We start from the raw sequence: 24,718 nt of genomic DNA, 5'->3' as shown, positions 1-24,718 counted from the left end.
ACGGCCTCGGCTCCTGCCTGCGCGGCCGTCCTTGTCGATCGAACGCCGCCGGATGATCCGAGTGGCGGACGTGGGTGGTCGCTGTCCGCCGGAGCGCCGCCGGCTGGACGATAAACGCGAAAATTTTCCCGTTTTGTGCGCATAATGGGGCGACTCACCGAGCCGGAGGAGGCAGGGTGACACCGCGGCTCAGTGTGGTCGTCCCGTTCTTCGACGTCGCCGAGTACATCAGCGACTGCCTGGAGTCGCTGCGCCGCCAGACCCTGCACGAGCTGGAGGTGATCGTCGTCGATGACGGCTCGCGCGACGGCAGCGCGGCGATCGCCGAGCGCTTCTGCGCGGCCGACCCGCGTTTCCGGCTGGTCCGTCAGGAGAACCAGGGCCTGGGCCCGGCACGCAACACCGGCGCCCGGGAGGCGGCGGGGGAGTACCTCACCTTCGTGGACAGCGACGACGTGGTGCCCGCGCACGCGTACGAGGCCATGGTCGGCTCGCTGGACCGCAGCGGCTCCTCGCTGGCGGCCGGGGGAGCCCGCCGCTTCGACGGCTCCTTCGGGGTATGGGAGTCCTGGCTGCACCGGGTGCCGTTCGCGCGCGACCGGCGCGCCTGCCACGTGCTCGACTTCCCGCCGCTGGCGCTGGACCGGATGGTGTGGAACAAGGTGTTCCGCCGCTCCTTCTGGGAGGAGTTCGGCTACGCCTTCCCCGCCATCCGCTACGAGGACTACCCGGTCACGCTGCGCGCGCACCTGGACGCGGTGACCGTGGACTGCCTGTCCGCGCCGGTGTACTACTGGCGCGAGCGCGACGGCGGCGGCTCCATCACCCAGCGCCGCTACGAGTACGCCAACCTGCGCGACCGGGTCGCCTCGGCCGAGCTGGTGCTCGCCGTGGTGGACGAGCGGGCGCCCGAGCTGCGCACCCAGGTGCACCGGCACTTCGCCCAGATCGACCTGATCACGCTGGTGGAGGCGTTCGGCGCGGCGGCCGGGCCGGACGTCGCCGAGCTGGCGGCGCTGGGCGCGCGGCTGGCCGGGCGGCTCGACGGCCGGGTGATCGCCGGGCTGTCGCCCCTCGACCGGCTGCACCATCACGGGCTGCGCACCGGTGACGTGGAGCTGCTGCGGCGGCTGGCCCGGTTCCGGGCGGCGGCCGACCCGGCGCGCCCGCCCCGGGCGGTGCGCCGCGCGCTGCCGCCCTGGGCGTACGAGCTGCGCTATCCGGAGCTGGACGGGCCCCGCCGGCTGGGCCGCCTCGCGTCCCGCGCGCTCTACCTGCACACCACCGTGACCGGGGTGGACTGGCAGGACGGCGAGCTGGCCGTGACCGGCACCGCGGAGATCCGGCACCTGCGCATGGACGAGCGGGCGACGGTCCGGGTGACGCTGCAGTGCGGGAACGCGCCGGGCATCGCGCTGCCCGTGACGCGCTCGGTCGCGGTCGACTCGCACGGCGAGCGCAGCCGGTGCGGGTTCACGGTACGCATCCCCCGACCGGTGCTGGCCCGCCTCGCCACCGATCGCCCCGCGCACCTGCACGTCGAGGTCACGCACGGCCGGGTACGCCGCCGGGGCGTGCTGCGCCACCTGCGCGCGGGCAACGCCGAGACGGCCGCGGGCGGGTGGATCAGCGGCACCGGCTGGCTGCAGCCCTACGCCGGGCCCGACGGGCGGCTGCTGCTGCGCCACGAGCGCGACCCCGGCCGGCTCACCTCGGCGTCCATCCGGGACGGGCTGCTGGTGCTGGCCGGGCGGCTGCCGCCGGACGCGGGCGGCCGGCTGCACCTGTCCGGCCGGTGGGGCGGGCCCAGGCCGCTGCCCTGCGAGGTCCGCCCGGCCGCGGGCGGCGCCGCGTTCACGGTCCGGCTGCCGCTGTCCCGCCTGCATGCCGGCCGGGCGCCCGACGATCCGGTCACCGGGCTGACGCTGTGGCCGATCGAGATCACCCGGAGCGGCCGCCCGCTGCTCGCGACCGGGCTGCACGAGACCGTCGGCTGCGTGCACGACGGCCGCCTCTACACCGTGGGCAGGGGCGCGGAGGGCCGGGCCGTCCTCGCCGAACGGCCGCCGCGCCTGCTGGTCGACGAGGCCACGCTGCGTGACGACCGCACCGTCGCGGCCGGAGGCCGGCTGTGGGTGCCCGCGGACGGCATCACCGTGGTCTGGCGCGGCACCGGCCCCGCCCGCGGCACGCCCGACCTGGCCTGCACGGTGTCGACGGCCGGGGGCCGCTGGGCCGCCGTCACCGCCTGGCGGGACTTCCTGGCCCGCGGCGGTGCCGGGGACGGCGAGTGGACGCTGTTCGCGCAGCCGGCCGACGGGATCGCGTACCCGGTGGTGGTGGACGGTTTCCTGGCGGGACGCAGCGCGGTGACGCTGCGCGCGGGCCGGGTCGAGCTGCTGCTGCGCCCGCTGGCCGACCGGCTGCAGGTCGAGGTGCACGAGGAGGCGGCGGGAGGCACACCATGACCGACACCCGCTCGGGACCGGCGGACGCGCACCTCGTCGACCTCGCCGTGCCGCCCGGCCGCCGGGCCGTGACCGGCGCCGATGCCGCCTGCACGGGGGCCGTGCTGCGGCGGCTGCTGCGCGACGTGCTGCCGCCGGACGCCCGGGTGCTGGCCGTCGGTCCGCACGCCGCTGACGTGATCGCCCTGGTGGCAGGGCTGGCCGCGCATACCACCGTGCTGGTGGGCGACGCGGAGCAGGCGCGCGGACTGGCGGTGGTGTACCCGGCGGGCGTGGACGTGCGGGTCGGCGCGATCGGCGGCGGCGCCGGGCCCGTCGCGTTCGACGCGGTGCTGGCGCTGGACGGCCTCGACCACGTGCCGGGCCTCGACGGCCCGGAGCCCTGGATCGACCGGCTGCACCTGCTGACCGCGTACGCGACCGGAGCGCCGCAGCACGGGCTGCCCGCCGACCGCCGAGAGCCGGACGGGGATCGCCCCCCACCGCCGGACGGCGCCGTGCCGGATTCCGCCGAGGCGGCTGGAGCCGTCATGCCGCGCGCCAAGCCGGTGCTCGTGGTGGGTTGCCTGAACGCCTTCTCGCTGGTCGGGCTGCTCGACGCGCGCCCTCCGGGGCAGCGTCCGGTGGGCCGGGGAGCACCACGCGCGGCACGCGACGGGTTGGCGCCGCCCGGGTCGCCCGCCGCGCTGGCGGCCGCGCTGGACGCGGCCGGGGTGGTCCCGGGCACGCTGTACGCCGCCTTCGGGCCGGACGGCATGCCGCACACGCTGCTCGACACCGCGCTGACCGTGGACGCCGACGGGTTCGCGGCCCGTGCCGCGGTCCGGGGCATGGAGGCGGCCGCGCGGGGGTTGCCGCTGGTCAGCCCGATCGGCGGGGCGGCTGGTGCGGCGGCGGACGCCGGGCTGCTGGCCGCGCTGCCCGAGCGCTGGCTCGCCGTGTCCGGCGCCCGGGGCCGCCCGCTCTACACCCGGGGCGGGGGTGACCTGGTCGTCGCGGCCGAGCCGGAGCCGGACGGCTGGCGGCTCACGCCGGTGGCGGATCCACCGGCCCCCGGACGGGCGGTGCCGGATCCGGACCCGTCGCCGCTGCGGGCGTCGGCGGCGGCCGTGCCGGAGCGGATCCCCGAGGGCGAGACCGTCGAGCGGCAGCTGCGGCGGCAGGCCGCGACCGGTGACGTCGCCGCCGTGCGGGTGCTGGCCGCCGAGCTGGGGGCGTGGCTGCGGGCGTACCACGTCGACCGGCCGGACGCGCTGGTCTGCCTGGACGACCTGGTGCCGGACGGGCCGGACCTGGTGCCGGGGGTGCTGGGCCAGGTCTGGGGCGAGCCGGTGGGCTCCGGTGAGGTGCTCGCGGCGGCCTGGCACCGCTGGCACGAGCGGCTCGCCGCGGCGGGCGGCGGGCACCCGTGGCCGCCCTGGATGAGCGCGGACGACCTGGTCGCGGTGTGGCTGGACGCGGCCGGTGAGCCGCCCGCGCCCGAGGTCCTGGCGCAGGGACGGCGCATCGCCGCCGCGCTGCGGGACGCCGAGGGGCCGCCGGTGGCACCGGCGGACCTGCGTACCGCGCTGGCCGCCGCGGCGTCGGCGGGGGAGCACACCGCGCAGCTGTCCGCGCACATCGCGGGGCTGACCCGGAGCCTGCAACTGCGCGACGAGCAACTGCGGGTCCGCGAGGAGCGCATCCGCGCGCAGCGCGCGGAGCTGCGCCGCATCCGCGGCTCGCGCAGCTTCCGGCTGGTGCGCCTGCTGCAGCGGCCCCGGCAGCTGGCCCGCGCGCTCGCCCGCCGCCTCCACCTGCGCTGAGGCTCAGGATCCGAGCTGGTACGAGGCGAGCAGCCGGTCCTCCTCCGCGTGCCCGGGTACGCGAGCGCGACCACCTTCGGCCTGCGGGTCCGGGCTGCGGCCCGGCTGCCGCACGCACCGGCCGGTGTTCCGCGAGCTGGCCGAGGCGGCGCTGTCCGACCTGGACGTGGCGGCGGACCTGCTCGAGCGGGTCCGCGTCGCCGTCGGTGTCCCGGCCGGAGGCTGACGGCGGCGCTCAGGGTGCGCAGGTACGTCCCGGCCGGATGTCTGCGCTGATCAGGGCTGCGCTGCCGACAGCCGCGCCCGGCTTGCCCACCCCGCCCCGATACGGCACCGTGGCGGGATGACTCCCGACGCGCGGCTGGACGAGATAGTGATCGTGCCGTACGACCCGCGCTGGCCGGAGCTGTACGCGCAGCAGCGGGCCGCGGTGACGGCGGCGCTCGCGCCCGTCCTGGCCGGACCGGTCGAGCACATCGGCAGTACGTCCGTGCCGGGACTCGCCGCCAAGCCGATCATCGACATGCTGGCCCGGGTCACCGATTACCACGCCGCTGCCGCGCTGGCCCCGGCCATGGCGCGCATCGGCTGGGCGCACGCGCCCGAACCGGCCGACGAGCAGCTGCGGCGCTGGTCGTACTGCTTTCCCGGCATCGCCCGGCGCAGCCATCACCTGCACGTCGTCGAGTTCGCCTCGACCGGCTGGCCGACCTGGCTGGCGTTCCGCGACCGCCTGCGCGCGGATCCGGCCGCGGCCGGACGGTACGCGGCCCTCAAGGCGGAACTCGCCGCCCGTGACGCCCGTGACCGCGTCGCCTATCGAGCCGGAAAAGCGCCCTTCATCGAGGACACGCTGGCCGGCCGAGAATGAGCACGGCGGTCAGCGCCCCTGACGCGGGGGAGCGACCCGTGGAGGTTAAGAAGGTGCCCTTTCCCTACGTATTGCGTTAAGAAGGTGCCCTTCCTTTGGGGTTGGAGGCGGTGTGGAAGCGGGCGTGGTGCGGGCCGTGGTGCGGGCGCTGCCACGGGAGCCGGGGGTGTACCGGTTCCACGACGGGCGTGGCCGGGCGCTCTACGCGGGACGCGCGGTGGACCTGCGCCGCCGGGTCGGCTCGTACTGGCGGGACCTCGGGGACCGGCCCTACCTGGCGCGCATGGTGCGGGCGGTGGCCCGGATCGAGGCGGTGGTGTGCGAGTCCGAGCACGAGGCGGCCTGGCTGGAGCGCAACGTGCTGGAGCACCGGATGCCGCCCGCCAACCGGGTCCCCGGCGGGCTGGAGTCACCGGTGCACATCCGCCTGGACCTCTCCGCCGCGACCCCGGGGCTGAAGGTCGCGCACGTGCCCACGCCGCGCCGGGAGACGGTCTGGTTCGGACCGTACCTGGGCGGCCAGCGGACGCGCACCGCCGTCGCCGCGCTGCACCGCGCCTTCCCGCTGCACTACACCGGGGCCGGGCTCACCGTCGCGGAGCAGGAGATGGCGCAGGCGCGCGGCGTCGGGCCGGGACAGCGTGCCGAGCTCGCCGGGGCCGTGCGGGCGGTGCTCGGACGGGAGCCGGGCGCGGTGGCGGCGCTGCGCGCCGAGCTGATCCGGCGCCGCCAGGCCGCCTCGGACGAGGCCGCGTACGAGCTGGCCGGGCGCATCCAGGCCGAGCTCGAAGCGCTGGAGTGGACGGTCGCGCCGCAGCGGGTGACCGCGTCCGCACCATACGACCTCGACGTGTCCGGCTGGCACGAGGGTGTGCTGGTCACCTTCGCCATCAGGGGCGGCCGGATGCTGGACTGGCGGCAGCGCGCCTGCTCACCCCGTGCCGCCGCACCACACCTCGCCGCCACCCCGCCGGAGTGGCACGCCTTCGCGACCCGCAACGCCGCGCTGGCCGCGACGCTCGCCACGCCCACCGCCTGATCGGGCGCAGTTTCGGGGAAACTGCAGCCTCCGGCCGCATCGTTCCTGCACTTTCCCCGAAACTGCGCCCGGCCCGTTTCCGGTTATGGGGTTGCGAGGGCGGAGAGGGCGGGAAAGGATCTACGGCACGATGAGGTTCGTCCTTTACGAGAACACGCGGCGCGGGTACGCCGCCGAGAGCCTGGCGGGGTTGTCCGTCGGCGATGCGCTGGGAGCGCAGTACTTCATGGTCGGGCGCAGGGTCGCCGACCTCGTGGCGGGCGTCGTGCCGCCGCCGGTCTGGGAGTGGACCGACGACACCGAGATGGCCTGCTCGGTCACCTGGATGCTGAACGAGGCCGGGCGGATCGACCCGGACCGGCTCGCCGAAGCGTTCGCGCAGCGCTGCGAGCCGAACCGCGGCTACGGCGTGGGCGCTTTCATGATCTTGCGCCAGGTGCGCCAGGGGGTGCCCTGGCAGCGCGCAGCCGCCGAGATGTTCGACGGGCAGGGCTCGTGCGGCAACGGGGCCGCGATGCGCGTGGCGCCGCTGGGGGCGTACTTCCCGGACGATCCGCAGCGCGCGGCGGAGGAGGCCACGGCCTCGGCGAAGGTCACCCACGCGCATCCCGAGGGCGTGGCCGGGGCGGTCGCCGTCGCGGTCGCGGCGGCACACGCCTGCGCCGGGCGGCTGTCGGGCGCCCGGCCCAAGCCAGGCCCGTTCCTCGACGCGGTGCGGGCGCTGACCCCGCCTGGCCGGGTCCACCAGGGGCTGGGCAGGGCTCGGCGCATGCTGCACGTGCCCGCCGCGGAGGCTGCGTACGAGCTGGGCAACGGCGCGGCCATCACGGCCCAGGACACCGTGCCGTTCACGCTCTGGGTCGCGGCGCGGCTGCTGCACGACTACCCGGCCGCGATCCGGACCTGTGTCGAAGCGGGCGGGGACGTGGACACGACGGCCGCGATCGTGGGCGGCATCGTGGCCGCGTACACCGGCCTCGCGGGCATCCCACCCGGGTGGCTGGCCGCGCGGGAACCGCTGCCGGTCTGGGCAGGCTGACGCGCGGCTGCCCGAAACCGGCAAGCCCGCACCAGGGTGAGGTTAAGAAGGTGCCCTTCCTCTACGTATTGCGTTAAGAAGGTGCCTTCCTTACAGCTGGGGTGAGACTTCGGCGGCGACGAGTTCCAGGTGGTCGAGGTCGGTGAGGTCGAGGAACTGCAGGTAGATGCGCTGGGAGCCGGTCTCGGCGTAGCGGCCGATCTTGTCGGCGATCTCGGCTGGGGAGCCGGCCAGGCCGTTGGTGCGCAGCTCGTCCTCGGCGCGGCCGATCGCGGCGGCGCGGCGGCGGACCTCCGCGTCGGTGCGGCCGCAGCACACGACCAGGGCGTTGGACAGGCGCAGCGAGTCCGGATCGCGATCCAGGCGGATACAGGCCTGGCGCACCCGGGCGAACTGCCCAGCGGTGTCGTCGATGCTCGCGAACGGCATGTTGAACTCGTCGGCGAAGCGTGCCGCGAGCACCGGGGTGCGCCGCTTGCCGCCGCCGCCGAGCAGGATCGGCGGGTGCGGCCGCTGCACCGGCTTGGGCAGTGCGGGGGAGCGGGTGACGGTGTAGTGCTTGCCGTGGAAGTCGAAGCTGCCCCCGGCCGGGGTGTCCCACAGCCCGGTGATGATCTGCAGCTGCTCGCCCAGCCGGTCGAAGCGCTCGCCGACCTCGGGGAACGGGATGCCGTACGCCTCGTGCTCCGCGGTGAACCAGCCCGCGCCCAGCCCCAGCTCGACACGGCCGCCGCTCATCGCGTCCACCTGCGCCACGCTGATCGCCAGCGGCCCGGGGAAGCGGAACGTGGCGGCCGTCATCAGCGTGCCCAGCCGGATACGGCGGGTCTCGCGGGCCAGGCCGGCCAGCGTGAGCCAGGCGTCGGTCGGCCCGGGCAGCCCGCTGACGTCGCCCATCTTCAGGTAGTGGTCGGACCGGAAGAACGCGCCGTAGCCCGCGTCCTCGGCGCAGCGGGCGACCGCGAGCAGCTGTTCGTAGGACGCCCCCTGCTGGGGTTCGGTGAAGACGCGCAACTCCATGATCGCCAGCTTAGATCGGTCCGGCGCGCGGCGGCCCCTTGTCTGTCAGTTAACAATGTTGCAAGAATGCGTCTTCGAAATACCTCGATCTTCTCCCGCACGGTTCAGGGGGTCGCCGCGTGCTGCTCGTCTACTCCGGCCGGCACAAGGCCGCCTCCAGCTGGTCCCGGGCCATCCTGCGGGAGGCCTGCGGGCTGCTCGGCCTGAACATGGTCACCGTGATCGCGCCGGAGCAGTGGGCGCCGTACGGCTCGCTGGCGGAGCTGGTCCGCCGGGAGCGGGTCGATCTGCTGTCGCTGACCAACATCCAGCAGAAGCACTACGAGACGCTGCCGCCCCGGCGCACCGTCAACGTCATCCGCGATCCGCGCGACATCATCGTCTCCGGCTACTTCAGCCACCGCAACACCCACGCGGTACAGGCGCTCGGGGTGACCTGGCACGAGCTGCCCGAACACCGCAGGCGGCTGCGGGAGCTGGACGTCGCCGACGGCATGCTGGAGGAGATCGAGTTCAGCGGCTACTTCCTCGACCACATGAACACCTGGGACTACCGCCAGCCGGAGGTCCTGGAGCTGCGCATGGAGGAGCAGATCGGCGACCCGGTGGCGGTCTGGACACGGATCTTCGAGCACTACGGGCTGCTGGTGCCGCCGGGGGCGCTCACCGAGTGGATGCGCATCGCCGCGGTGCGCCTGCGGCTGGCCGCGCTACGGGCCGGGCCCGATGGTCCCCGGTGGCGCCGCGCGCTGCCCGCGCCCACACTGCGCCGGCTGCCGCGGTCGTACGTGCCCCTCACCGTGGGCCATCACACCTTCACCCGGCTTTCCTACTCGGCGCGGCGGCCGGGCGAGGTGGACGAGATGAACCACTACCGCAAGGGCGTGCCCGGCGACTGGCGCAACTACTTCGAGGAGCGCCATCGAGCGGCCTTCCGCGCCCGGTACGGCGACCTGGCGGAGCGGCTCGGCTACCCCGCCGACTGAGCGCGCGGCATGCCGCGGCATGTGGTGTCGATCACTCCGGATGCGACTGTCGCCCGGAGAGGGTAGGTTTTCGTTTCGTGACATTCAGCGCGTTCACCGGTCCTATCCGGTGGGTCGCGCGCCTGTCCGCGCGGTTGCTGACCGCGTTGGCCCTGATGAGCCTGCTGCTGGCCCCGGCCGCGGCCCGGGCCGCCGAGCCCGCCCCGCAGCCGCGCGCCGAGCAGTCGGCCGTCACCGCGAGCGTCCAGGAGGAGCGGGCGCCGTCCGTTCGCCCGGCCGCCGCCGTCCACTTCGGATGCCTCGGTGACGCCGAGGCCGTCCGGCCCCTCCTCCCGGCCGCCGCCGAGCTGTTCGGCTCGGTGACCCCCGGGACGCACGGCTGCCGCGCCCCGCCCGCGCGGTAACGGCCTTCGTCGAGTTCGCGGCGTTCCGCCGGTTTCGTTCCCGCGCTGTCCGGTGATGACACCGGTATGCCGCCGACCGACGTCCCCCTCCGGGCGCCCGCCCGTGCGCCGTAACACCCTTTCCTCTTCGTGACGTGTCTCGCCGTCGCGCCCACCCCTCTGCCACCCCGAGGTGTTGATCATGAACGTCGTCCTGGACATCTTCTGGCACGACCTGCCGAGCGCCGTGCTGGCCTGGTTGCTGCTCGCCCTGCTGGCCGCCGTGGCGATCGGCGTGCTCGCCGCGTACACCCGCCAGGCCGAGCCGCAGCCCGCCGGCCCCGCCCCCGAACTGCTGGAGCGGCAGCAGGTGCTGCTCTCCGAGTACGCCCAGACGCTGGCCCGCAAGGCGCGGGAGGCGAGCGCGGCGGCCGAGCGCGCCGCCGTGACGGCCCGCCGCCGCCGGGAGGAGTGGCTGGCCGCGCAGGAGGTGGCCGAGCGCGCGTGGCAGCACTACGACGAGGCCGACTCGCAGGCCCGCCGCGTGCTGACCGCGTCGGCGCTGCCGCTGCCGCGCACCCCGCAGACCCCGGCCGAGTACGCCTTCCGCGAGCGTTACCTGCACCGCTCGGCGATGTCCGCGTGCTCGCACAACCGCATGTCGCCGCTGGAGCTGAGCGACGCGCTGGCGCACCGCCGCGGCTGGGACCCGCGCCGCCACCCGATCGAGCAGGAGGCGGTGCTGACGAAGGTGGCGCGGGCGTCGCTGCGCACCGCGTACCGCCGTGCCTCGGAGGCGGAGAAGCAGGCGTGGCTGGCCACGGAGGCGGCGACCGCCGCGGCCCAGTCGCTGCGCGCCGCCGCGCACACCGCCCAGATGCGGGCCCGCCGTGCGAGCCGCCGGGTGACCCCTGCCTGACCGGCTCTTCCGCTCCAGGACTGAAGCTCCCGCCAGGTCGTGCCGACGACCTGGCGGGAGCTTCGATCGTGCTGGGCGGGGATTATGGCGTCGCGTGGCGGAGCGGGCGGCCGGTAGGGTCCGAGACATGATCATTCGTGAGGCGACCGGCCGGGACTGGCCGTCGATCTACCCGTTCTTCCGGCAGATCGTCGAGGCGGGCGAGACGTACGCGTTCCCGGAGGGCATGGACCTGGAGCAGGCCCGCCCGTGGTGGATGGAGCAGCCGCCGGGCCGGACCGTGGTAGCCGTCGACGGGGACACCGTGCTCGGCTCGGCGAAGATGGGGCCGAACCGCCCGGGGCGTGGCGCGCACATCGCCACCGCGAGCTTCATGGTCGACCCGGCGCACGGCGGGCGGGGTGTGGGCCGGGCGCTCGGCACCCACATGGTCGAGTGGGCACGGTCGGCGGGCTACCACGGCATCCAGTTCAACGCGGTGGTGGAGACCAACGCGGCGGCGGTGCACCTGTGGCAGGCGATCGGTTTCGAGATCCTCACCACCGTCCCCGAGGCGTTCGCGCATCCCGTGCACGGCCGCGTCGGCCTGCACGTGATGTACCAGCGGCTGTAGCGGAAACCGCCCATCGGTCGCGATCCCATTGCGCAAGCTACGCGAATGGGGTGAATCGCGCGGCCGGGAAGCGGCGTGTGGTGCGGAATCCGTGCCCACCGGGCGAGCGCGGAGCGTACGGAGCCGATTACGGTCAGTGAAAAAATCTTGAGTTTGCCCTGGACGGGGCCCTGTCGGCCGACGTAGCGTGTTCACCAGTGGCGCGACGCTCGATGAAGGCCCCAGGGGTCCCAGCGGGCCGGCCCGGGCGGAGAGATTCCGTCAGGAGGCGCCGAGCGAAGTGCACAGGGGGATGGGTGGACAGATGCCGTTGGGGGACGGCGTCCACCCGGACAGTGAAAGGCCGGCGGTCGCTAACGGGGGTGAGCGACCGCCGGCCGCACTGCCACTTCAGCAAGGAAGGGCACCTTCTTATCGCTTTGCGTAGAAGAAGGTGCCCTTCTTAACGCTCACGGGATCAGCGGGCCGGTGGCGACGGCCATGGCTTCGCGGTCACCGCGATCTGCGGGGGCAGCCGCTCGGCCTCGGCGACCCGGCTGCGCCAGTAGGCCCGCACCTGGTCCAGCTCCGCGCGGTGCGCGTCCGCCCAGTCGTCCAGCCACCAGGACACCAGCCGCATCGCCGCCTGGTACGCCGGCATCCGGCACGCCGCGTCGTCCGCGAACACCCCCGTCATCTCGGCCTCGGCGGCCTGCCAGGCGGCGGTGGCCGCGCGCCCGCGAATCGGCGCGTCCTCCATCCGCAGCCCCCAGTCGCGGAACAGGAAGTCGTCGCGCCGGTCCCAGTCCACCTGGTGACCGCGCTCGCGCATGCATGGCGAATAGCGCAGCCGCCCCGCCAGCACCAGAGGGTTCAGGTCCACGCGCTCGGCCAGGCCGGGCAGCGTGCTCAACAGGTCCGAGCCCGCGGGGCGATCGGTGTCGTGGTAGTCGCGATACCCGAACGGCTCACGACAGGCGTTCAGGGCCGCGACCCAGGCCTGCTGTTCCACGTCGGCAGGCATGGGCGGTACGCCGAACTCGTACCCCGGCGGGGCGTACGCCGAGGCGATCACGTTGAGCGCGAAGCGGCGGCCGTGCTCGGTGACCGAGTCCAGCACCGTCGCGCCGCCGGTGCCGTAGCCGACGTCGGCGTCGGTGAAGCCCTCGTACAGGCTGAAGTAGGGCGCGACGGTGTACGGCAGCCCGCGCTCACGCATGCAGCCGGCCGTGCCGCCCTCGACGCGGTGGTAGTTGAGCAGCTCGTTGGCGCGCTGCTCGGCGACCGACCCGTTGATCCGTACGATCAGCGCGTCCAGCCGCGCCGCCGTCGCCGCCAGGTCGAAGTGCGTTCCCCGGTACACCGCATACCCGGCGCCCGCGACCAGCAGCGCGAGCACGCTCAGGATCGCGGTCAGCCTGCGCCGCGTCAACCGGATCATCCCCCGCTCCCTTCCCGACAGAAGTCAGCGGTGTGAATGTAGCGTCCGGCGCGGCGGATGACCGTCCCGCCGCCGTCAGCCGCGCGCGGCGTCCAGATCGGAGCGGGTCAGCAGGGCATGCAGGGTGATGCCGTCGGCGGCGAGCGCGGCGGCGCCGCCCTCCTGCCGGTCGATCACGCACAGCGCGCTGTCGATCGCCGCGCCCAGCTCGCGCAGCTGCCGGGTGGAGATCGCGATCTGGCCACCGGAGGTCACCACGTCCTCCACCACCAGCACCTGCCGCCCGGCGACCTCGGCGCCCTCGGCGAGCCGCGCGGTGCCGTACGCCTTGGCGGTCTTCCGGACGAACGCGCACGGCAGCCCGGTGTGCCGGCCCAGCGCGGTGACCACGGCGATGCCGCCCATCTCGAGCCCGGCCAGCACCTGCGTGCCCGGCGGGACCAGCGCCGCCATCCGCTCGGCGAGCGCGTCGAGCAGCACCGGATCGGCCTCGAAGCGGTATTTGTCGAAGTATTCGGTCGCTGTGCGACCGGACCGGAGCAGGAACTCGCCGCGCAGGCGGCATCGGGCGTCGACCTCACGGGCCAGCTCGGCATGCGTCACAGGTGATCATCCTGGCACGCCCGGTGCACTTTCGGGGAAACTGCACGCCCAAGGCCGCTTCAGGCTGCAGTTTCCCCGAAACTGCAGGCCCGAAGCCGCTCCCCGGTGCGGGTTTCCTGAGGCTAGCCCTGGAGGAAGGCGAGGAGGAGCGGGTTGAGGGTGGCCGGGTCCTCCAGGCTGGGCAGGTGTCCGGCCCAGTCGAGGACCGTGTGCCGGGCGCCGGGGATCTCGGCGGCCAGGCGCACCGCGATGTCGCCGAAGAAGTCGACGTCGTGCGCGCCGGACACGACCAGCGTGCGGGCCGTGATCGCGGACAGCTCGGTGTCCACCTGCACCGACGCCACGTCGTCCGCGGCGAGCTGCACCTCGAAGGCCCGGCGCTGCATCGCCGCGACCTGCTCGCGGGTCTCGTCGGTGGCGCGCGGCCCGAGGAAGGTGTCCACGTTCAGCTTCACCGCCGCGTCCACGTCCCCGGCTTCGAGCAGCGCGTCCTCGCTGTCGCTGAACGCGATGATCGCGGGGGTGGGCGTCTGCCCGCGCAGCGCCGCGCAGAGCAGCACGAGGGTGCCGACGCGGTCGGGCCACCGGGCGGCGAGCTCGTGGGCGACCCGGCCGCCCATCGAAGCGCCGACCAGCGACACCTGCCCGATGCCGTACGCGTCCAGCAGGGCGATCACGTCGGCGGCGTTGTCGTAGGTCTCCGTCGGCGCGGGGGTGTCGCCGAAGCCGCGGAAGTCCACGGCCAGCACCCGGAATCCGGCGTCGCGCAGCGGCTGCCACTGGGGCTGCCACATCCGGCGGTCGCAGACGGACGAGTGCAGCAGCACGACGGCGGGCGCGTCGGCAGGACCGTCAATATCATGATCAAGAAGCATGGGCAGAGACTACCGCCCGCTCATCCCGCGCTGTCCAGCCAATTGACGACCTCCTCGGTGTGCTCGCCGAGCCGGGGCGGGCGCCGGGTGTACGCCGCCGGGGTGGTCGACAGCCCGATCGGGTTCGCGGGAAGCTCCAGGCCGGGCGCGTCGGCACTGCTCACGCGGGGTCGCAGTCCCAGTTCCCCGGCCAGGCCGTACGCGTCGGCGAGATCGTTGACCGGCCCGCACGGCACGCCGAGCGGCGTGAGCAGCCGATGCCAGGCCTGCGCGGTCCCGGCGGTCAGCCGTGCGGACAGCAGCGCGAAGAGTTCCTCCCGATGGGCCACCCGGCGCGGGTTGTCGGCGAATCGCTCGTCGGCGGCCAGCTCGGGCAGGCCGAGGCCGGTGCAGAGCGCCGCGAACTGCCGGTCGTTGCCGACGGCGATCACGAGCGGGCGGTCCGCCGCCGGGAACACCTCGTACGGCGCGATGGACGGGTGCCGGTTGCCCATCCGGCCGGGCACCGCCTCGGCGAGGGTGTAGCCGGCGCTCTGGTTGACCAGGCTCGACAGCAGCGTCGAGAGCAGGTTCAGCTCGACGCGCTGGCCCTGCCCGGTGGCGTCGCGGTGGCGCAGCGCGGCCAGGATGCCCACCGCCGCGTGCGTGCCGGTGAGCACGTCGACCAGGGCCACGCCGGCCTTCACCGGGTCGCCGCCGGGCTCGCCGGTGACGCTCATCAACCCGCCCACGGCCTGCACCAGCAGGTCGTAGCCGGGCAGTGCGGCGCCCGCGCCGGCGCCGAAGCCGGTGACCGAGCAGTACACCAGGCCGGGGTTGGCCGCGCGCAGCCGCTCGTAGCCGAGGCCGAGACGGTCCATGGTGCCCGGCCGGAAGTTCTCCACCACCACGTCGGCGCGCCGGGCCAGCGCGACGGCGTGCGCGAGGTCCGCGGGGTCGCGCAGATCCAGCGCGCAGGAGCGCTTGTTGCGGTTGACGGACAGGTAGTAGGTCGCCTCGCCGTCGCGGTGGGGCGGTCCCCAGGCACGGGTCTCGTCGCCGCCGTCCGGCCGCTCGATCTTGACGACGTCCGCGCCGAGGTCGGCCAGCAGCATCGTCGCGTACGGGGCGGCGAGCACCCGCCCGAAGTCGGCGATCAGCACCCCGGACAGCGGTGACGTGGTCATGCCCGTACCCCCTCGGTGATCGGTCCGGGGCAGCATCTCACCCGGGACCGGCGCGGCGGCTGCCATACTGCCCGCATGCGGTTGACGAAGAGCTTCTCCGAGCAGCAGTTCGGCCAGGCCCTGGAGTCGTGGGCGTGGCTGGGGCTGTCCGGGCGCAAGCCGCTGTTCACCTCGCTGTTCGGCGACGTGTTCCTGGCCGGGCCGGACGGGTGCTGGTATCTCGACACCATCGAGGGCACGCTGACCAGACCGTGGGCGTCCGCCGACGAGCTGGAGCGCGACCTCTCGACCGAGGACGGCGAGAACCGCTACCTGCTGGCCGGGCTCGCCGAGGCGGCCGAGGGGCGTGGCCTCGTGCTCGGCCCCGATCAGGTGTACGCGCTGCTGCCACCGCCCGTGCTCGGCGGCCGGGCCACCGCCGAGGCGGTGAGCGTGGAGGACTTCGCCGTCGCGCTGAACATGCTCGGCCAGATCCACGAGCAGGTCCGCGCCCTGCCGCCGGGCGCCCGGATCACCGGGGTGGAGCTGGCCTGACGCTCAGCCGCGGGCGCGCAGCCGGGGGGCGAGCGCGTCCGGTTCCACGCCGCCCAGGCCGTCGCGGTCGATGCGGGCGGCGAGCGCCCGCGACCAGGTCACCAGGCCGGTGACGTCCACGTCGTGGGGCGGGGCGGCGGCGTACGCCTCGATGCGGTCGGCGGCGCGGCCGAGCAGGCGCGGCGCACCGGTGGCGTTGCCGCGCCGGGCGTGGGTCAGGCCCACGGCCAGCTGCGCCAGCCCACGCCACAGCTCGCGTTCGGCCTCCGGCGCCGCCTTCCAGGCGCCCTCCAGCACCTCGTGCGCGTGGAACGCCCGCCCCTGATCCAGCAGCTCCTGCGCCTGCGCCAGCGCCTCGTCCGGGGTCAGCCGCAGATCGTCGGGCGTGGTCGGCACACCCTGCGCACCGCGCGGCAGCGGCCGTCCGAGTTCGTCGCGCGGCCGGGCGTTGCGGGCGCGTCCCGCGCCGTCCCGGTCCCGGTCACCGTTGCTCATCCGTCCATCCTGCCTCGAAAGGGCGAGAGGTTAGGAAGGGCACCTTCTACTACGGAAAACGATAAGAAGGTGCCCTTCCTTTCAGAGGAGGGCGGGGCGGAGGGCGTTGCGGGCGGCGAGTTCGGTGAGGGCGGCGTTGAGCTGGTCGACGTGTTCGTCGGTGTGGGCGGCGGTGAGCTGGACGCGGAAGCCCACCTGGCCGCGCGGGACCAGCGGGTATGCGGCGAGCGTGACGTAGACACCGTGGCGCCAGAGCAGGTCGGCGGCGTCCTTGAGGTCGTAGCCGGCCGACAGCGGCAGCTCGATGACCGGGGTGGCGTGCCGGTTGGGCGTGTGCACGCGCAGCTCGCGCAGGTGGGCCAGGACCCGGGCGGTGAGCCGGTGCAGGGTGGCGCGCAGCTCGTCGCCGCGGGCGTCGTTGACGTCGAAGCCGGCCAGCACCGCGGCCAGCGAGTGCACCGGGGACGGTCCGGAGTAGAGGTACGGCGGGGCGGCGAGTTTGAGGTGCTCCTTGAGCACGGTCGGCACCGCGACGAACGCCAGCAGCGCCGAGTACGCCTTGGAGAAGCCGCCGACGAGCACCACGTCGTCGTACGTCTCGGCGCAGTGGCGCACCACGGCGTTGCCGCGCGTGCCGTACGGGGTGCCGTCGCCCGCGCCGTCGCGCTCGCCGATCACGCCGAAGCCGTGCGCGTCGTCGACGTAGAGGATCGCGCCCCACTCGCGGCACACCGCGGCGAGCCGGGGCAGGTCGGGGATGTTGCCGGTCATGCTGTTCACGCCGTCGAGGCAGACCACGCGGGGCCGGTCCGCGTCGGCCGAGCGCAGCAGCCGCGCCAGCTCGTCCGGGTCGTCGGCGTGCCAGCGGTAGAGCTGCGCGCCCAGGCCGCGGGCGTACGAGCCGCCGTCGTAGATGGTCTTGTGCGCGCTCGCCTCGACGAACACCGAGCCGCTGTCGACCAGCGCGGGCAGCACCGACATGTGGATGTGGGTGATGGTGGGCAGCACCAGGCTGTCGGGCGCGCCGAGCAGCTCGGTGAGCCGCTCCTCGATCTCCGGGTAGAGCCGCGGGTTGCCGAGCAGGCGTGACCAGCCGGGATGGGTGCCCCAGCGGCGTACCGCCGCCTCACCCGCGGCGATGATCTCGGGGTCCAGGTCGAAGCCGAGGTAGTTGCAGGAGGCGAAGTCGGCCAGCCAGCGGTCGCCGATGCGGATGCGCCTGCCGTCCACCTCCTCGATGACGGCGTCGTACATCGGTGTCTGCGCGCGCAGCCGGTCCAGCTGATCGGTCGACGGCACCCGGTGCGCGTCGGGGGTGTGCACGCCGGATGCCTTCGTCACACTGCCTCCTCAGGATTCACGCGGCCACCTTCTGCTCGGTGATGACGGTGATCGCCTGCTCGCCGGTGAGCGGCCGGGCGAACAGGAAGCCCTGGCCGTAGCGGCATCCGATGCGCGACAGCAGGTCGCGTTCCACGGTGCGCTCGATGCCCTCGGCGATGACCTGCAGGCCGAGCGTGTGCGCCAGCCGGACGATGCCGTCGACGAGCGCGGCCTGCTGTGCCGACGAGGCGATGGTGCTGGTGAACAGCCGGTCGATCTTTACCACGTCGAGCGGTACGTGGCGCAGGTAGCTCAGGGACGAGTAGCCGGTGCCGAAGTCGTCGATGGCCACCCGGATGCCGGTGGTGCGCAGCTCGGTGAGGTCCTCCCAGACCTGGTCGTCGTCGCGCAGCAGCAGGCTCTCGGTGATCTCCAGCATCAGCCGGCCCGGCGGCAGGCCCTCCGCGGTGAGGAAGTCGTGCACGCTGGACACGAAGCCCGGGGTGCGGAACTGGCGCGCGGAGACGTTGATGCTGACGTACGGCGCGCCGTCGCCGGCCTCCCGCTGCCAGCGCGCGGCGGCGGCCACGGCCTGGTGCAGCACCTCGGTGCCGATCGCGACGATCTGGCCCGACTCCTCGGCCACCTCGATGAACTCGCCGGGCAGCAGCCGGCCCCGGGTGGGGTGGTTCCAGCGCACCAGCGCCTCGTACCCGGCGGTCACCCCGGTGCGCAGCTCGACGATGGGCTGGAACTCGACGGTGAACTCCTTGCCGGCGATGGCCTGGTCCAGCTCGGTGCGCAGCTCCAGCCGCTCCACGATCGCGGTGTGCAGGTCCGGCTGGTAACGCCGCCACTGGCCCTTGCCCTCGCCCTTGGCCACGTACAGCGCCAGGTCGGCCTGGCGCAGCAGCTCCGGGGCGCTGCGCGCGTCGGCGCTGGTGGCGATGCCGATGCTGGCCGCGCCGGAGACGAGCCGGTCGTCGATGGTGAACGGCTCGCCGAGCGCCGCGACGATGCGGTCGGCGACCTCGTCGATGGTGGCCGCGTCGGGGGCGCCCTCGATCAGCGCGGCGAACTCGTCGCCGCCGAGCCGGGCCGCGACGTCGTCCGTGCGCAGCACGGCGGCCAGGCGCTGGCCCACCGCGCGCAGCAGCCGGTCGCCGTGCTCGTGGCCGAGGGTGTCGTTGACCACCTTGAAGTCGTCCAGGTCGATGAAGAGCACGCCGACCACGGAGCCGTCCGCGTCGGCGCGGGCGATGGCCTGCCCGATGCGCTCGGCGAAGCGCACCCGGTTGGCCAGGCCGGTGAGCGAGTCGTGATACGCCAGGTGGGTCAGCTCGGACTCCATCCGGCGCTGGTCGGTGACGTCGCGCAGGGTCAGCACGAGCCCGCCCACGGTCGGCTCCTCGCGCAGGTCCCGGCAGGAGACCTCGGTCTGCACGGTGGTGCCGTCGGGGCGCAGCACGGTCCAGTCCGCGGTGTCCGCGTCGTCGTCGGCGGCGGCGAGCGCGAACAGGTCGGCCACCAGGGTGTCGTGCGGGCCCGCGACCAGCTCGGAGAGGTTCTTGCCGGTCAGCTCGGCGGTGCCGAAGACGGTCTGGGCCGAGGGACTGGCGTACCGGATGCGCCCGGTGTCCGGTTCGATGATCAGGATGACGTCCGCGGCGTTGTGCACCAGGGTGCGGAAGTACTGCTCGCTGTTGTGCCGGGTGATCTCGTTGCTCAGCATGATGCGTTCGATGGCCAGCGCCGCCTGCGAGGCGACCAGCTCCATGGGCATCTGCAGGTAGCTCAGCGAGTTCTCGTCCGAGGCGATGAGCAGCACGCCGATGTGCGGGTCGCCGGTCGGCCGGTCGTCCAGAGCCAGCGGGCAGATCATGGTGATCTCGAAATCGCCCATCCGGGCCGCGATGTCCGGTGGCAGGGAGCGGGTGAACCGCAGCTGGGAGCCGGTCGTCATACCCGCCTGGAACAGATCGGAGGTGTTGCCCTTGTCGTTCATGATCATGGCGACCCGGTAGTCGTTGCCGGGTGGCAGCAGCCGCTCCGCGGTGCGCTTGAGCGCCCAGGTGACGCCGTCGACGGTGGTGGCGGACATGAGCGCGGCGTTGCTCGCCCGGATGCCACTGGTGCGCATGGTGTTGCCGCGATAGCTGTTGATCACGCCGAACAGCCGGCCCAGCGTCAGCAGCACCGTGGTGACCACGAAGGCCACGATCACCATCGGGTACTGCAGCCGGCCCTGGCCCACCCCGATCACCAAGACGAGCAGCGGGATCAGCACGAAGACGACCAGCAGCGCCTGGTGCGTGGTGCGCATCTCGCGCGGCCGGACCACGCGCGGCGTGGTCAGCTCGGCCATCGACGGGTGCAGGGCGGCGGCGCCCCAGCAGGCGTAGAAGACGATCCAGCCCAGGTCCACCGGGCCGCCCACGGTCCAGTAGCCGTGCAGCTGCACCAGGCCGTACATCACGTCGGCGGCCATCAGCCCGACCGCGCCCACGGTCAGCAGCGCCACGGTGGGGCTGAACGGCACCACGGCGATGAGCCGCCCGATCGTGGCCAGGACGAGGATGTCGCCCAGCGGGTAGGCCACCGAGACCAGCCGCTGCGTCATGGTGAGGTCCTGGTTGAGGATCTGCGGGCTGATCAGGAAGACCCAGGACAGCAGGCCCAACCCGGCGGTGACGATGAGCGCGTCGAGCGGCACGGTCCGGTCCCGCGCCGCCGCCCCCGCCTTCGACAGGCCGAGCAGGCCGATGGTGACCGCCGGGTACATCGCCAGGTAGAGCATGTCGGCCGGGGAAGGGAACGGGTTCACCTGGCCGAACACGTCGGTCATCACGTTGTAGAGGGTGTCCCCGGCGCTGAGCAGGAGCAGTCCCACGATCATCCATAACCAGGGCGACCAGCGGCGCGGGCGGTAGCGGAACAGGCCGTAGAGGATCGCTCCGGCGCTGCTGAGGCCGATCGCGCACCACAGCGGGATGTGTGCGGCGGGGAAGGCGTAGAAGGCCCCTGCCAGCAGGGCCATCCAGACGCCGTACCAGGTCATCACTCTGCGGGCTGACACGCTCCTCCTTCCGGCGCGGCAGGTGGGGCGGCGCACGCGGCCCGAATTAAGCGATTATGACAGGTTTTCGTATAGGTTATCGCCTCCGCAGCTCCTCTCGCGAGGGATATGTCCAGGTCAGCGCCCTGCCACGTGCTTCGTCCGGGGCTGCCCGGCAACCCGGAGCAGCCCGCGTGGCCTGGGCCACAAAGGGGATAGTTCCGGAATCTCGGAAATGCCGGGTCGGTTGAACCCTCCCGTAAGACTTCCCAACGAAGGGATCTACCCCGTGGTCAACGTCGACCTGATCAAGCGCACGTCCTTCCGAGCCGTCCTCGCCGCCACCGGCATGGCAGTGCTCTCCGGTATCGCGGCCGCTCCGGCCGTAGCGGCCCCCGAGGCCGTCACCGAGGCCAAGGCCGTCGCCGCTCCGGTCGCGGCACCCGCCACCAAGACCGAGGCGAAGGCCGTGGCCCAGGCTCCGGCCGCCAAGGCCGCCGCGAAGCCGGCCGCCCAGGCTCCGGCTGCCAAGCCGAAGGCCGAGGCGCTGGCCAAGGCGCCGAGCCGCCAGCAGCTGATGCCGGCGCCGGTCGCGGAGTACCAGACTTCGTTCCAGCCGACCGCCGCGCAGAAGCGCAACGCCGAGGTCATCATCGAGACCGGCCAGAAGATGGGCCTGCCGCCCCGCGCGTGGGTGATCGCCGTGGCGACCGCCGCGCAGGAGTCGACCCTGAACAACCTGGGTCACCTGGGCGCCAACAACGACCACGACTCGCAGGGCCTGTTCCAGCAGCGTCCGTCGGCCGGCTGGGGCACGCCCGAGCAGATCACCGACCCGGTGTACTCGTCGAAGGCGTTTTACAGCGCCCTGAAGAACGTGCCCGGCTACGACACGATGGCGCTGACCGACGCCGCCCAGACCGTGCAGGTCTCGGCCTTCCCGAACCACTACGCCAAGTGGGAGAAGATGGCCGCCGACCTGGTGATGGCCAAGTACGGGCAGGGTCCGTACGCCGCCTGAGCAAGGTGTGCGAAAGCCCCGCCACTGCTACAACAGCAGTGGGCGGGGCTTCGCCGTATCCGGGGGAGGGCGCGTGAACGGGTTCGAGGTCCGGGTCGTCGCGCGGGCCGCCGCCGGTGACCTGGCGCACTTCCCCGACGTGGTGGGCCTGGACGGCGGGCGGATGCTGGCCGCCTTCCGGGAGGGCGCGGGGCACGTCAGCCACGAGGGCCGGATCCGGCTCACGATCTCCGAGGACGCCGGCCGGACCTGGTCCGCGCCGGTGGTCGCGGTGGACGGGCCGTACGACGACCGGGACCCCAAGCTCGCCGTGCTCGGCGACGGCACGGTGCTGCTCAGCTACTTCACCCTGGACTGGAGCAGCGCCCGGGACTTCACGGTGCGCGGCGTGTCCGTGCGGCGTAGCGGTGACGGCGGGAACACCTGGTCGGATCCGGTCGCGGTGGGCACCGCGCTGCGCGGCCCGGCCTCGCACGGCGCCGCGGTCGAGCTGCCCGGCGGTGACCTGCTCCTCCCGCTCTACGGTCTGGCGGAGTCCGGGGGTGGCTCGGTCGCCTCGGTGGTACGCAGCACCGACGGCGGCCGGACCTGGCCCGCCGCTGCGGAGACCGTCTTCGCCGCGGTGGGCGGCGTGGAGTTCCAGGAGCCGACGCTGACCGTGCTGCCCGACGGCGAGCTGGTCGCGCTGGTGCGCACCACCGGGGCGCACGCGTGGCTGGTCCGCTCGGCCGACGGCGGCCACACCTGGACCGCTCCCCAGGAGCTGGACCTGCCCGCCTCGTCCCACCACGCGCTGGCGCTGGACGGCGGCGGCGTGCTGGTGACGTACGGCGACACCTCCGGCCGCTTCTCGCCCCGCCGCATCACCTCCGGCCGCCTGATCCGCGACCCGAAACGCGGCTGGTCCGGCATCCCCGACCTGCCGCTCTACGACTCCGGCGTGGACGACCAGGCCAACCCGTCCAGCGCCGAACTGCCCGACGGCCGCCTGCTCACCCTCTCCTTCGACGTCACCGCCGCCACGGTCGTCGCGGTCGTCACCGCACCCGACGACTACCCGGCCTGAGGCGTGCCGCGGGGCCGCCTGCTCCGCAGGTTAGGAAGGGCACCTTCTACTACGGAAAACGATAAGAAGGTGCCCTTCCTTTCTAGCGGGCGTGGGCGGGGGAGCGGGAGCGGGAGCGGGTGGGGCCGTCGATGAGGGCGTCGGAGTGGCGGGGGGCGGCGTCGCGGGCGTCGGCGTAGTAGTCGGACGGGCGGGTGGCGTCGAGGCCGGCGGGGACGCGCAGGCCGCGCAGGAGCAGGGTGCCGGCGACGACGACGAGCAGGTTGACGGCCAGCGCGAGCAGTCCGGTGTAGACGGTTGCGCGGGTGTCGAGGCCGAGCTGGGCCAGGGGCAGGTTGGAGCCGCCGAAGTGGGCCTTGAGGATGCGGCCGTCGGCGGCGCGCTGCGGGATGTGGTACATCGCGAGCAGGCCGGTGCCCAGGCCGGTGAGCAGGCCCGCGGCCAGGGCGTAGCGGTGGAACCAGCCGGTCCACAGGCCGAGCACCACGGCGGGCACGGTCTGCAGCACGATGACGCCGCCGATCAGCTGCAGCTCGATGGAGAACTCCTGGTCCAGCAGCAGGATCGCGAGCAGCGCGCCGAACTTCGCCAGCAGCGACACCCAGCGGCTGATCCGGGCCTCCTCGGCGGGGCTGGCGCCGGGGCGCAGGTACTCCCGGTAGACGGAACGGGTGAACAGGTTCGCCGCGGCGATGGACATGACCGCGGCCGGGATCAGCGCGGCCACCCCGATGGCGGCGTAGCCGATGCCCGCGCACCAGGCCGGGAACACCTCGTGGAACAGCTGCGGCACGACCGTGTTCAGGTCCCCGCCGACCGGGCGCACGCCCTGGCCGATGGCGAAGAAGCCGAGCATCGCCAGCAGCCCCAGGGCCAGGCAGTACACCGGCAGCGCGGCCGCGTTGCGCTGCACCGTGGCCCGGTCGCGGGCGGCCAGGATGCCGGTCAGCGCGTGCGGGTAGGCGAAGATGGCCAGCGCCGAGCCGAGCACCAGGGTCAGGTAGCCGGACCAGCCGCCCTCGGGCAGCAGCAGGCCGCTGGCCGGGGAGGCGTCGGCGGTGAAGCGCTCGCCCGCGCTCCGGAACGCCGCGACCCAGCCGCCGGACATCGCGACCAGCAGGATCACCGCGAGCACCAGCCACAGCAGCAGGATGTCCTTGGCGATGGACAGCAGCGCCGGGGCGCGCAGCCCGGACCGGAAGGTGCACACCGAGGCGACCGCGACCGCGGCGGCCAGCGGCCACTCGCCGGTGACGCCGAGCGTGGCGAACATCGCCCGCAGCGCGACGAGCTGCACCGCGATGTACGGCATGGTGGCCACGATCCCGGTGACCGCGACCAAGGCCGCCAGCCCGCGCGAGCCGAACCGGGCCCGGGTGAACTCGGCCGAGGTGACGAAGCCGTGCGCGTGCGACACCGACCAGGTGCGGGTGCTGATGACGTACGCCAGCGGCGCGCTGATGATGGCGAACGGCACCGCGAAGAAGCCGGCCGCGCCGACGCCGTACACCAGCGCGGGCACCGCGATGTAGGTGTACGCCGTGTACATGCTGCCGCCGAGCAGGAACCAGGTGACCCAGTTGCCGAAGGCGCGCCCGCCGACACCCCACTCCTCCAGCGAGTGCAGGCTCGGCGGGCGGCGCCAGCGCGCGGCGAGGAAGCCGAGCAGCAGCATGGCGCCCAGCAGCACGGTGAAGGTGCCGATCTCGACCTGGCGGGCGCTCACCGGCGCCGCCCCCGCCTGCTCAGCTGGTACACCAGCACGGTGACCGCCGTGGCCAGGAACGCGCAGCCCACCTGATACCAGTAGAAGAACGGGATGCCCCACAGCCGCGGCTCCAGCCGGTCGTACAGGCCGACCGGCAGCGGCGCGAGGATCGGGATGAGCAGCAGCCACTGCCATCCGCGCCGTGCCGGACGTGCTCCGTGCTCGGCCACCGGTGCCTCCTTTCGGGTCCGCCCCGGCGGCGGTCCTGCCGTGCCGGGGATCGCGCTGAGTGATCAGGACACTGTCTGC

At 73.7% G+C, this 24,718-nt stretch carries 22 protein-coding genes; 12 read left to right on the top strand and 10 right to left on the bottom strand.

Going from position 1 to position 24,718, the window contains the following annotated elements:
- The first annotated feature begins 176 nt into the window (after positions 1-176).
- The 5 genes from CS0771_RS37860 (at position 177) to CS0771_RS37840 (ending at position 7,222) form a co-directional block, all read left to right on the top strand.
- Complete coding sequence (locus tag CS0771_RS37860; RefSeq protein ID WP_212845421.1) at positions 177-2,468, top strand: glycosyltransferase family 2 protein; 2,292 nt, start codon at positions 177-179, stop codon at positions 2,466-2,468.
- Positions 2,465-4,273 carry a hypothetical protein gene (locus CS0771_RS37855; protein WP_212845420.1) on the top strand — a complete coding sequence of 603 codons (1,809 nt, stop codon included), beginning with the start codon at positions 2,465-2,467 and terminating at the stop codon, positions 4,271-4,273. Before CS0771_RS37860 ends, CS0771_RS37855 begins: the two co-directional genes overlap by 4 nt.
- A gap of 343 nt (positions 4,274-4,616) precedes the next feature.
- Positions 4,617-5,144, top strand: a complete 528-nt coding sequence (locus CS0771_RS37850) for a GrpB family protein (protein WP_212845419.1) — start codon at positions 4,617-4,619, stop codon at positions 5,142-5,144.
- A 112-nt stretch (positions 5,145-5,256) separates the two neighbouring features.
- Positions 5,257-6,183 (top strand): hypothetical protein, encoded by a 927-nt coding sequence (locus CS0771_RS37845; RefSeq protein WP_212845418.1) that lies wholly within the window; start codon positions 5,257-5,259, stop codon positions 6,181-6,183.
- 130 nt (positions 6,184-6,313) lie between these two features.
- Positions 6,314-7,222 (top strand): ADP-ribosylglycohydrolase family protein, encoded by a 909-nt coding sequence (locus CS0771_RS37840; protein ID WP_212845417.1) that lies wholly within the window; start codon positions 6,314-6,316, stop codon positions 7,220-7,222.
- 90 nt (positions 7,223-7,312) lie between these two features.
- Here the strand turns inward: CS0771_RS37840 and CS0771_RS37835 are convergent, their stop codons facing one another.
- A complete protein-coding gene (locus CS0771_RS37835; RefSeq protein WP_212845416.1) occupies positions 7,313-8,242 on the bottom strand; it encodes an LLM class F420-dependent oxidoreductase in 930 nt (309 codons plus the stop codon).
- A gap of 119 nt (positions 8,243-8,361) precedes the next feature.
- On the opposite strand from CS0771_RS37835, the gene CS0771_RS37830 reads away from it, so the two are divergent.
- From CS0771_RS37830 to CS0771_RS37815, 4 genes are all read left to right on the top strand, one after another.
- A complete protein-coding gene (locus CS0771_RS37830) occupies positions 8,362-9,228 on the top strand; it encodes a sulfotransferase domain-containing protein (RefSeq protein WP_212845415.1) in 867 nt (288 codons plus the stop codon).
- Between the two features lie 77 nt (positions 9,229-9,305).
- Positions 9,306-9,632: a hypothetical protein gene (locus CS0771_RS37825; RefSeq protein WP_212845414.1), complete on the top strand. Its 327-nt coding sequence runs from the start codon at positions 9,306-9,308 to the stop codon at positions 9,630-9,632.
- Between the two features lie 181 nt (positions 9,633-9,813).
- Positions 9,814-10,530, top strand: coding sequence for a hypothetical protein (locus tag CS0771_RS37820; protein ID WP_212845413.1), 717 nt, complete (start codon positions 9,814-9,816; stop codon positions 10,528-10,530).
- Between the two features lie 127 nt (positions 10,531-10,657).
- Positions 10,658-11,143 (top strand): GNAT family N-acetyltransferase, encoded by a 486-nt coding sequence (locus CS0771_RS37815; protein ID WP_212845412.1) that lies wholly within the window; start codon positions 10,658-10,660, stop codon positions 11,141-11,143.
- Between the two features lie 457 nt (positions 11,144-11,600).
- Here CS0771_RS37815 and CS0771_RS37810 read toward each other — a convergent pair whose 3' ends face one another.
- The 4 genes from CS0771_RS37810 to CS0771_RS37795 all read right to left on the bottom strand — a co-directional run bounded on the left by CS0771_RS37810 (position 11,601) and on the right by CS0771_RS37795 (position 15,207).
- Positions 11,601-12,563: a hypothetical protein gene (locus tag CS0771_RS37810; RefSeq protein ID WP_212845411.1), complete on the bottom strand. Its 963-nt coding sequence runs from the start codon at positions 12,561-12,563 to the stop codon at positions 11,601-11,603.
- A 75-nt stretch (positions 12,564-12,638) separates the two neighbouring features.
- Complete coding sequence (locus CS0771_RS37805; RefSeq protein ID WP_212845410.1) at positions 12,639-13,166, bottom strand: orotate phosphoribosyltransferase; 528 nt, start codon at positions 13,164-13,166, stop codon at positions 12,639-12,641.
- A 122-nt stretch (positions 13,167-13,288) separates the two neighbouring features.
- On the bottom strand, positions 13,289-14,041 hold the full coding sequence (locus tag CS0771_RS37800) for an alpha/beta fold hydrolase (protein ID WP_212845409.1): 753 nt from the start codon (positions 14,039-14,041) through the stop codon (positions 13,289-13,291).
- 20 nt (positions 14,042-14,061) lie between these two features.
- Positions 14,062-15,207, bottom strand: a complete 1,146-nt coding sequence (locus CS0771_RS37795) for a CaiB/BaiF CoA-transferase family protein (protein ID WP_212845408.1) — start codon at positions 15,205-15,207, stop codon at positions 14,062-14,064.
- 75 nt (positions 15,208-15,282) lie between these two features.
- On the opposite strand from CS0771_RS37795, the gene CS0771_RS37790 reads away from it, so the two are divergent.
- Entirely contained in the window at positions 15,283-15,741 is a 459-nt protein-coding gene (locus CS0771_RS37790) for a T6SS immunity protein Tdi1 domain-containing protein (RefSeq protein WP_212845407.1), read from the top strand.
- 3 nt (positions 15,742-15,744) lie between these two features.
- Here the strand turns inward: CS0771_RS37790 and CS0771_RS37785 are convergent, their stop codons facing one another.
- The 3 genes from CS0771_RS37785 to CS0771_RS37775 all read right to left on the bottom strand — a co-directional run bounded on the left by CS0771_RS37785 (position 15,745) and on the right by CS0771_RS37775 (position 20,635).
- Positions 15,745-16,236 carry a DUF309 domain-containing protein gene (locus tag CS0771_RS37785; RefSeq protein ID WP_212845406.1) on the bottom strand — a complete coding sequence of 164 codons (492 nt, stop codon included), beginning with the start codon at positions 16,234-16,236 and terminating at the stop codon, positions 15,745-15,747.
- Positions 16,237-16,317: 81 nt separating this feature from the next.
- Entirely contained in the window at positions 16,318-17,577 is a 1,260-nt protein-coding gene (locus CS0771_RS37780) for a pyridoxal phosphate-dependent aminotransferase family protein (protein ID WP_244871267.1), read from the bottom strand.
- 16 nt (positions 17,578-17,593) lie between these two features.
- Complete coding sequence (locus tag CS0771_RS37775; protein WP_212845405.1) at positions 17,594-20,635, bottom strand: bifunctional diguanylate cyclase/phosphodiesterase; 3,042 nt, start codon at positions 20,633-20,635, stop codon at positions 17,594-17,596.
- A gap of 268 nt (positions 20,636-20,903) precedes the next feature.
- On the opposite strand from CS0771_RS37775, the gene CS0771_RS37770 reads away from it, so the two are divergent.
- Positions 20,904-21,635, top strand: coding sequence for a hypothetical protein (locus CS0771_RS37770; RefSeq protein ID WP_244871266.1), 732 nt, complete (start codon positions 20,904-20,906; stop codon positions 21,633-21,635).
- A gap of 73 nt (positions 21,636-21,708) precedes the next feature.
- Complete coding sequence (locus tag CS0771_RS37765) at positions 21,709-22,701, top strand: sialidase family protein (RefSeq protein WP_212845404.1); 993 nt, start codon at positions 21,709-21,711, stop codon at positions 22,699-22,701.
- 82 nt (positions 22,702-22,783) lie between these two features.
- Here the strand turns inward: CS0771_RS37765 and CS0771_RS37760 are convergent, their stop codons facing one another.
- Both CS0771_RS37760 and CS0771_RS37755 read right to left on the bottom strand, forming a co-directional pair.
- On the bottom strand, positions 22,784-24,376 hold the full coding sequence (locus tag CS0771_RS37760; protein WP_212846288.1) for a sodium:solute symporter: 1,593 nt from the start codon (positions 24,374-24,376) through the stop codon (positions 22,784-22,786).
- Between the two features lie 47 nt (positions 24,377-24,423).
- The gene (locus CS0771_RS37755; RefSeq protein WP_212845403.1) at positions 24,424-24,639 is read right to left on the bottom strand and encodes a DUF3311 domain-containing protein; all 216 of its coding nucleotides are present in this window, start codon (positions 24,637-24,639) and stop codon (positions 24,424-24,426) included.
- Positions 24,640-24,718 lie beyond the last annotated feature (79 nt).

It is taken from the genome of Catellatospora sp. IY07-71 (assembly GCF_018326265.1).
In the GTDB taxonomy this organism is placed as follows: domain Bacteria; phylum Actinomycetota; class Actinomycetes; order Mycobacteriales; family Micromonosporaceae; genus Catellatospora.
The sequence above is the reverse complement of the archived record's forward strand: the minus strand, read 5'-3'. Positions and strand labels throughout refer to the sequence as shown.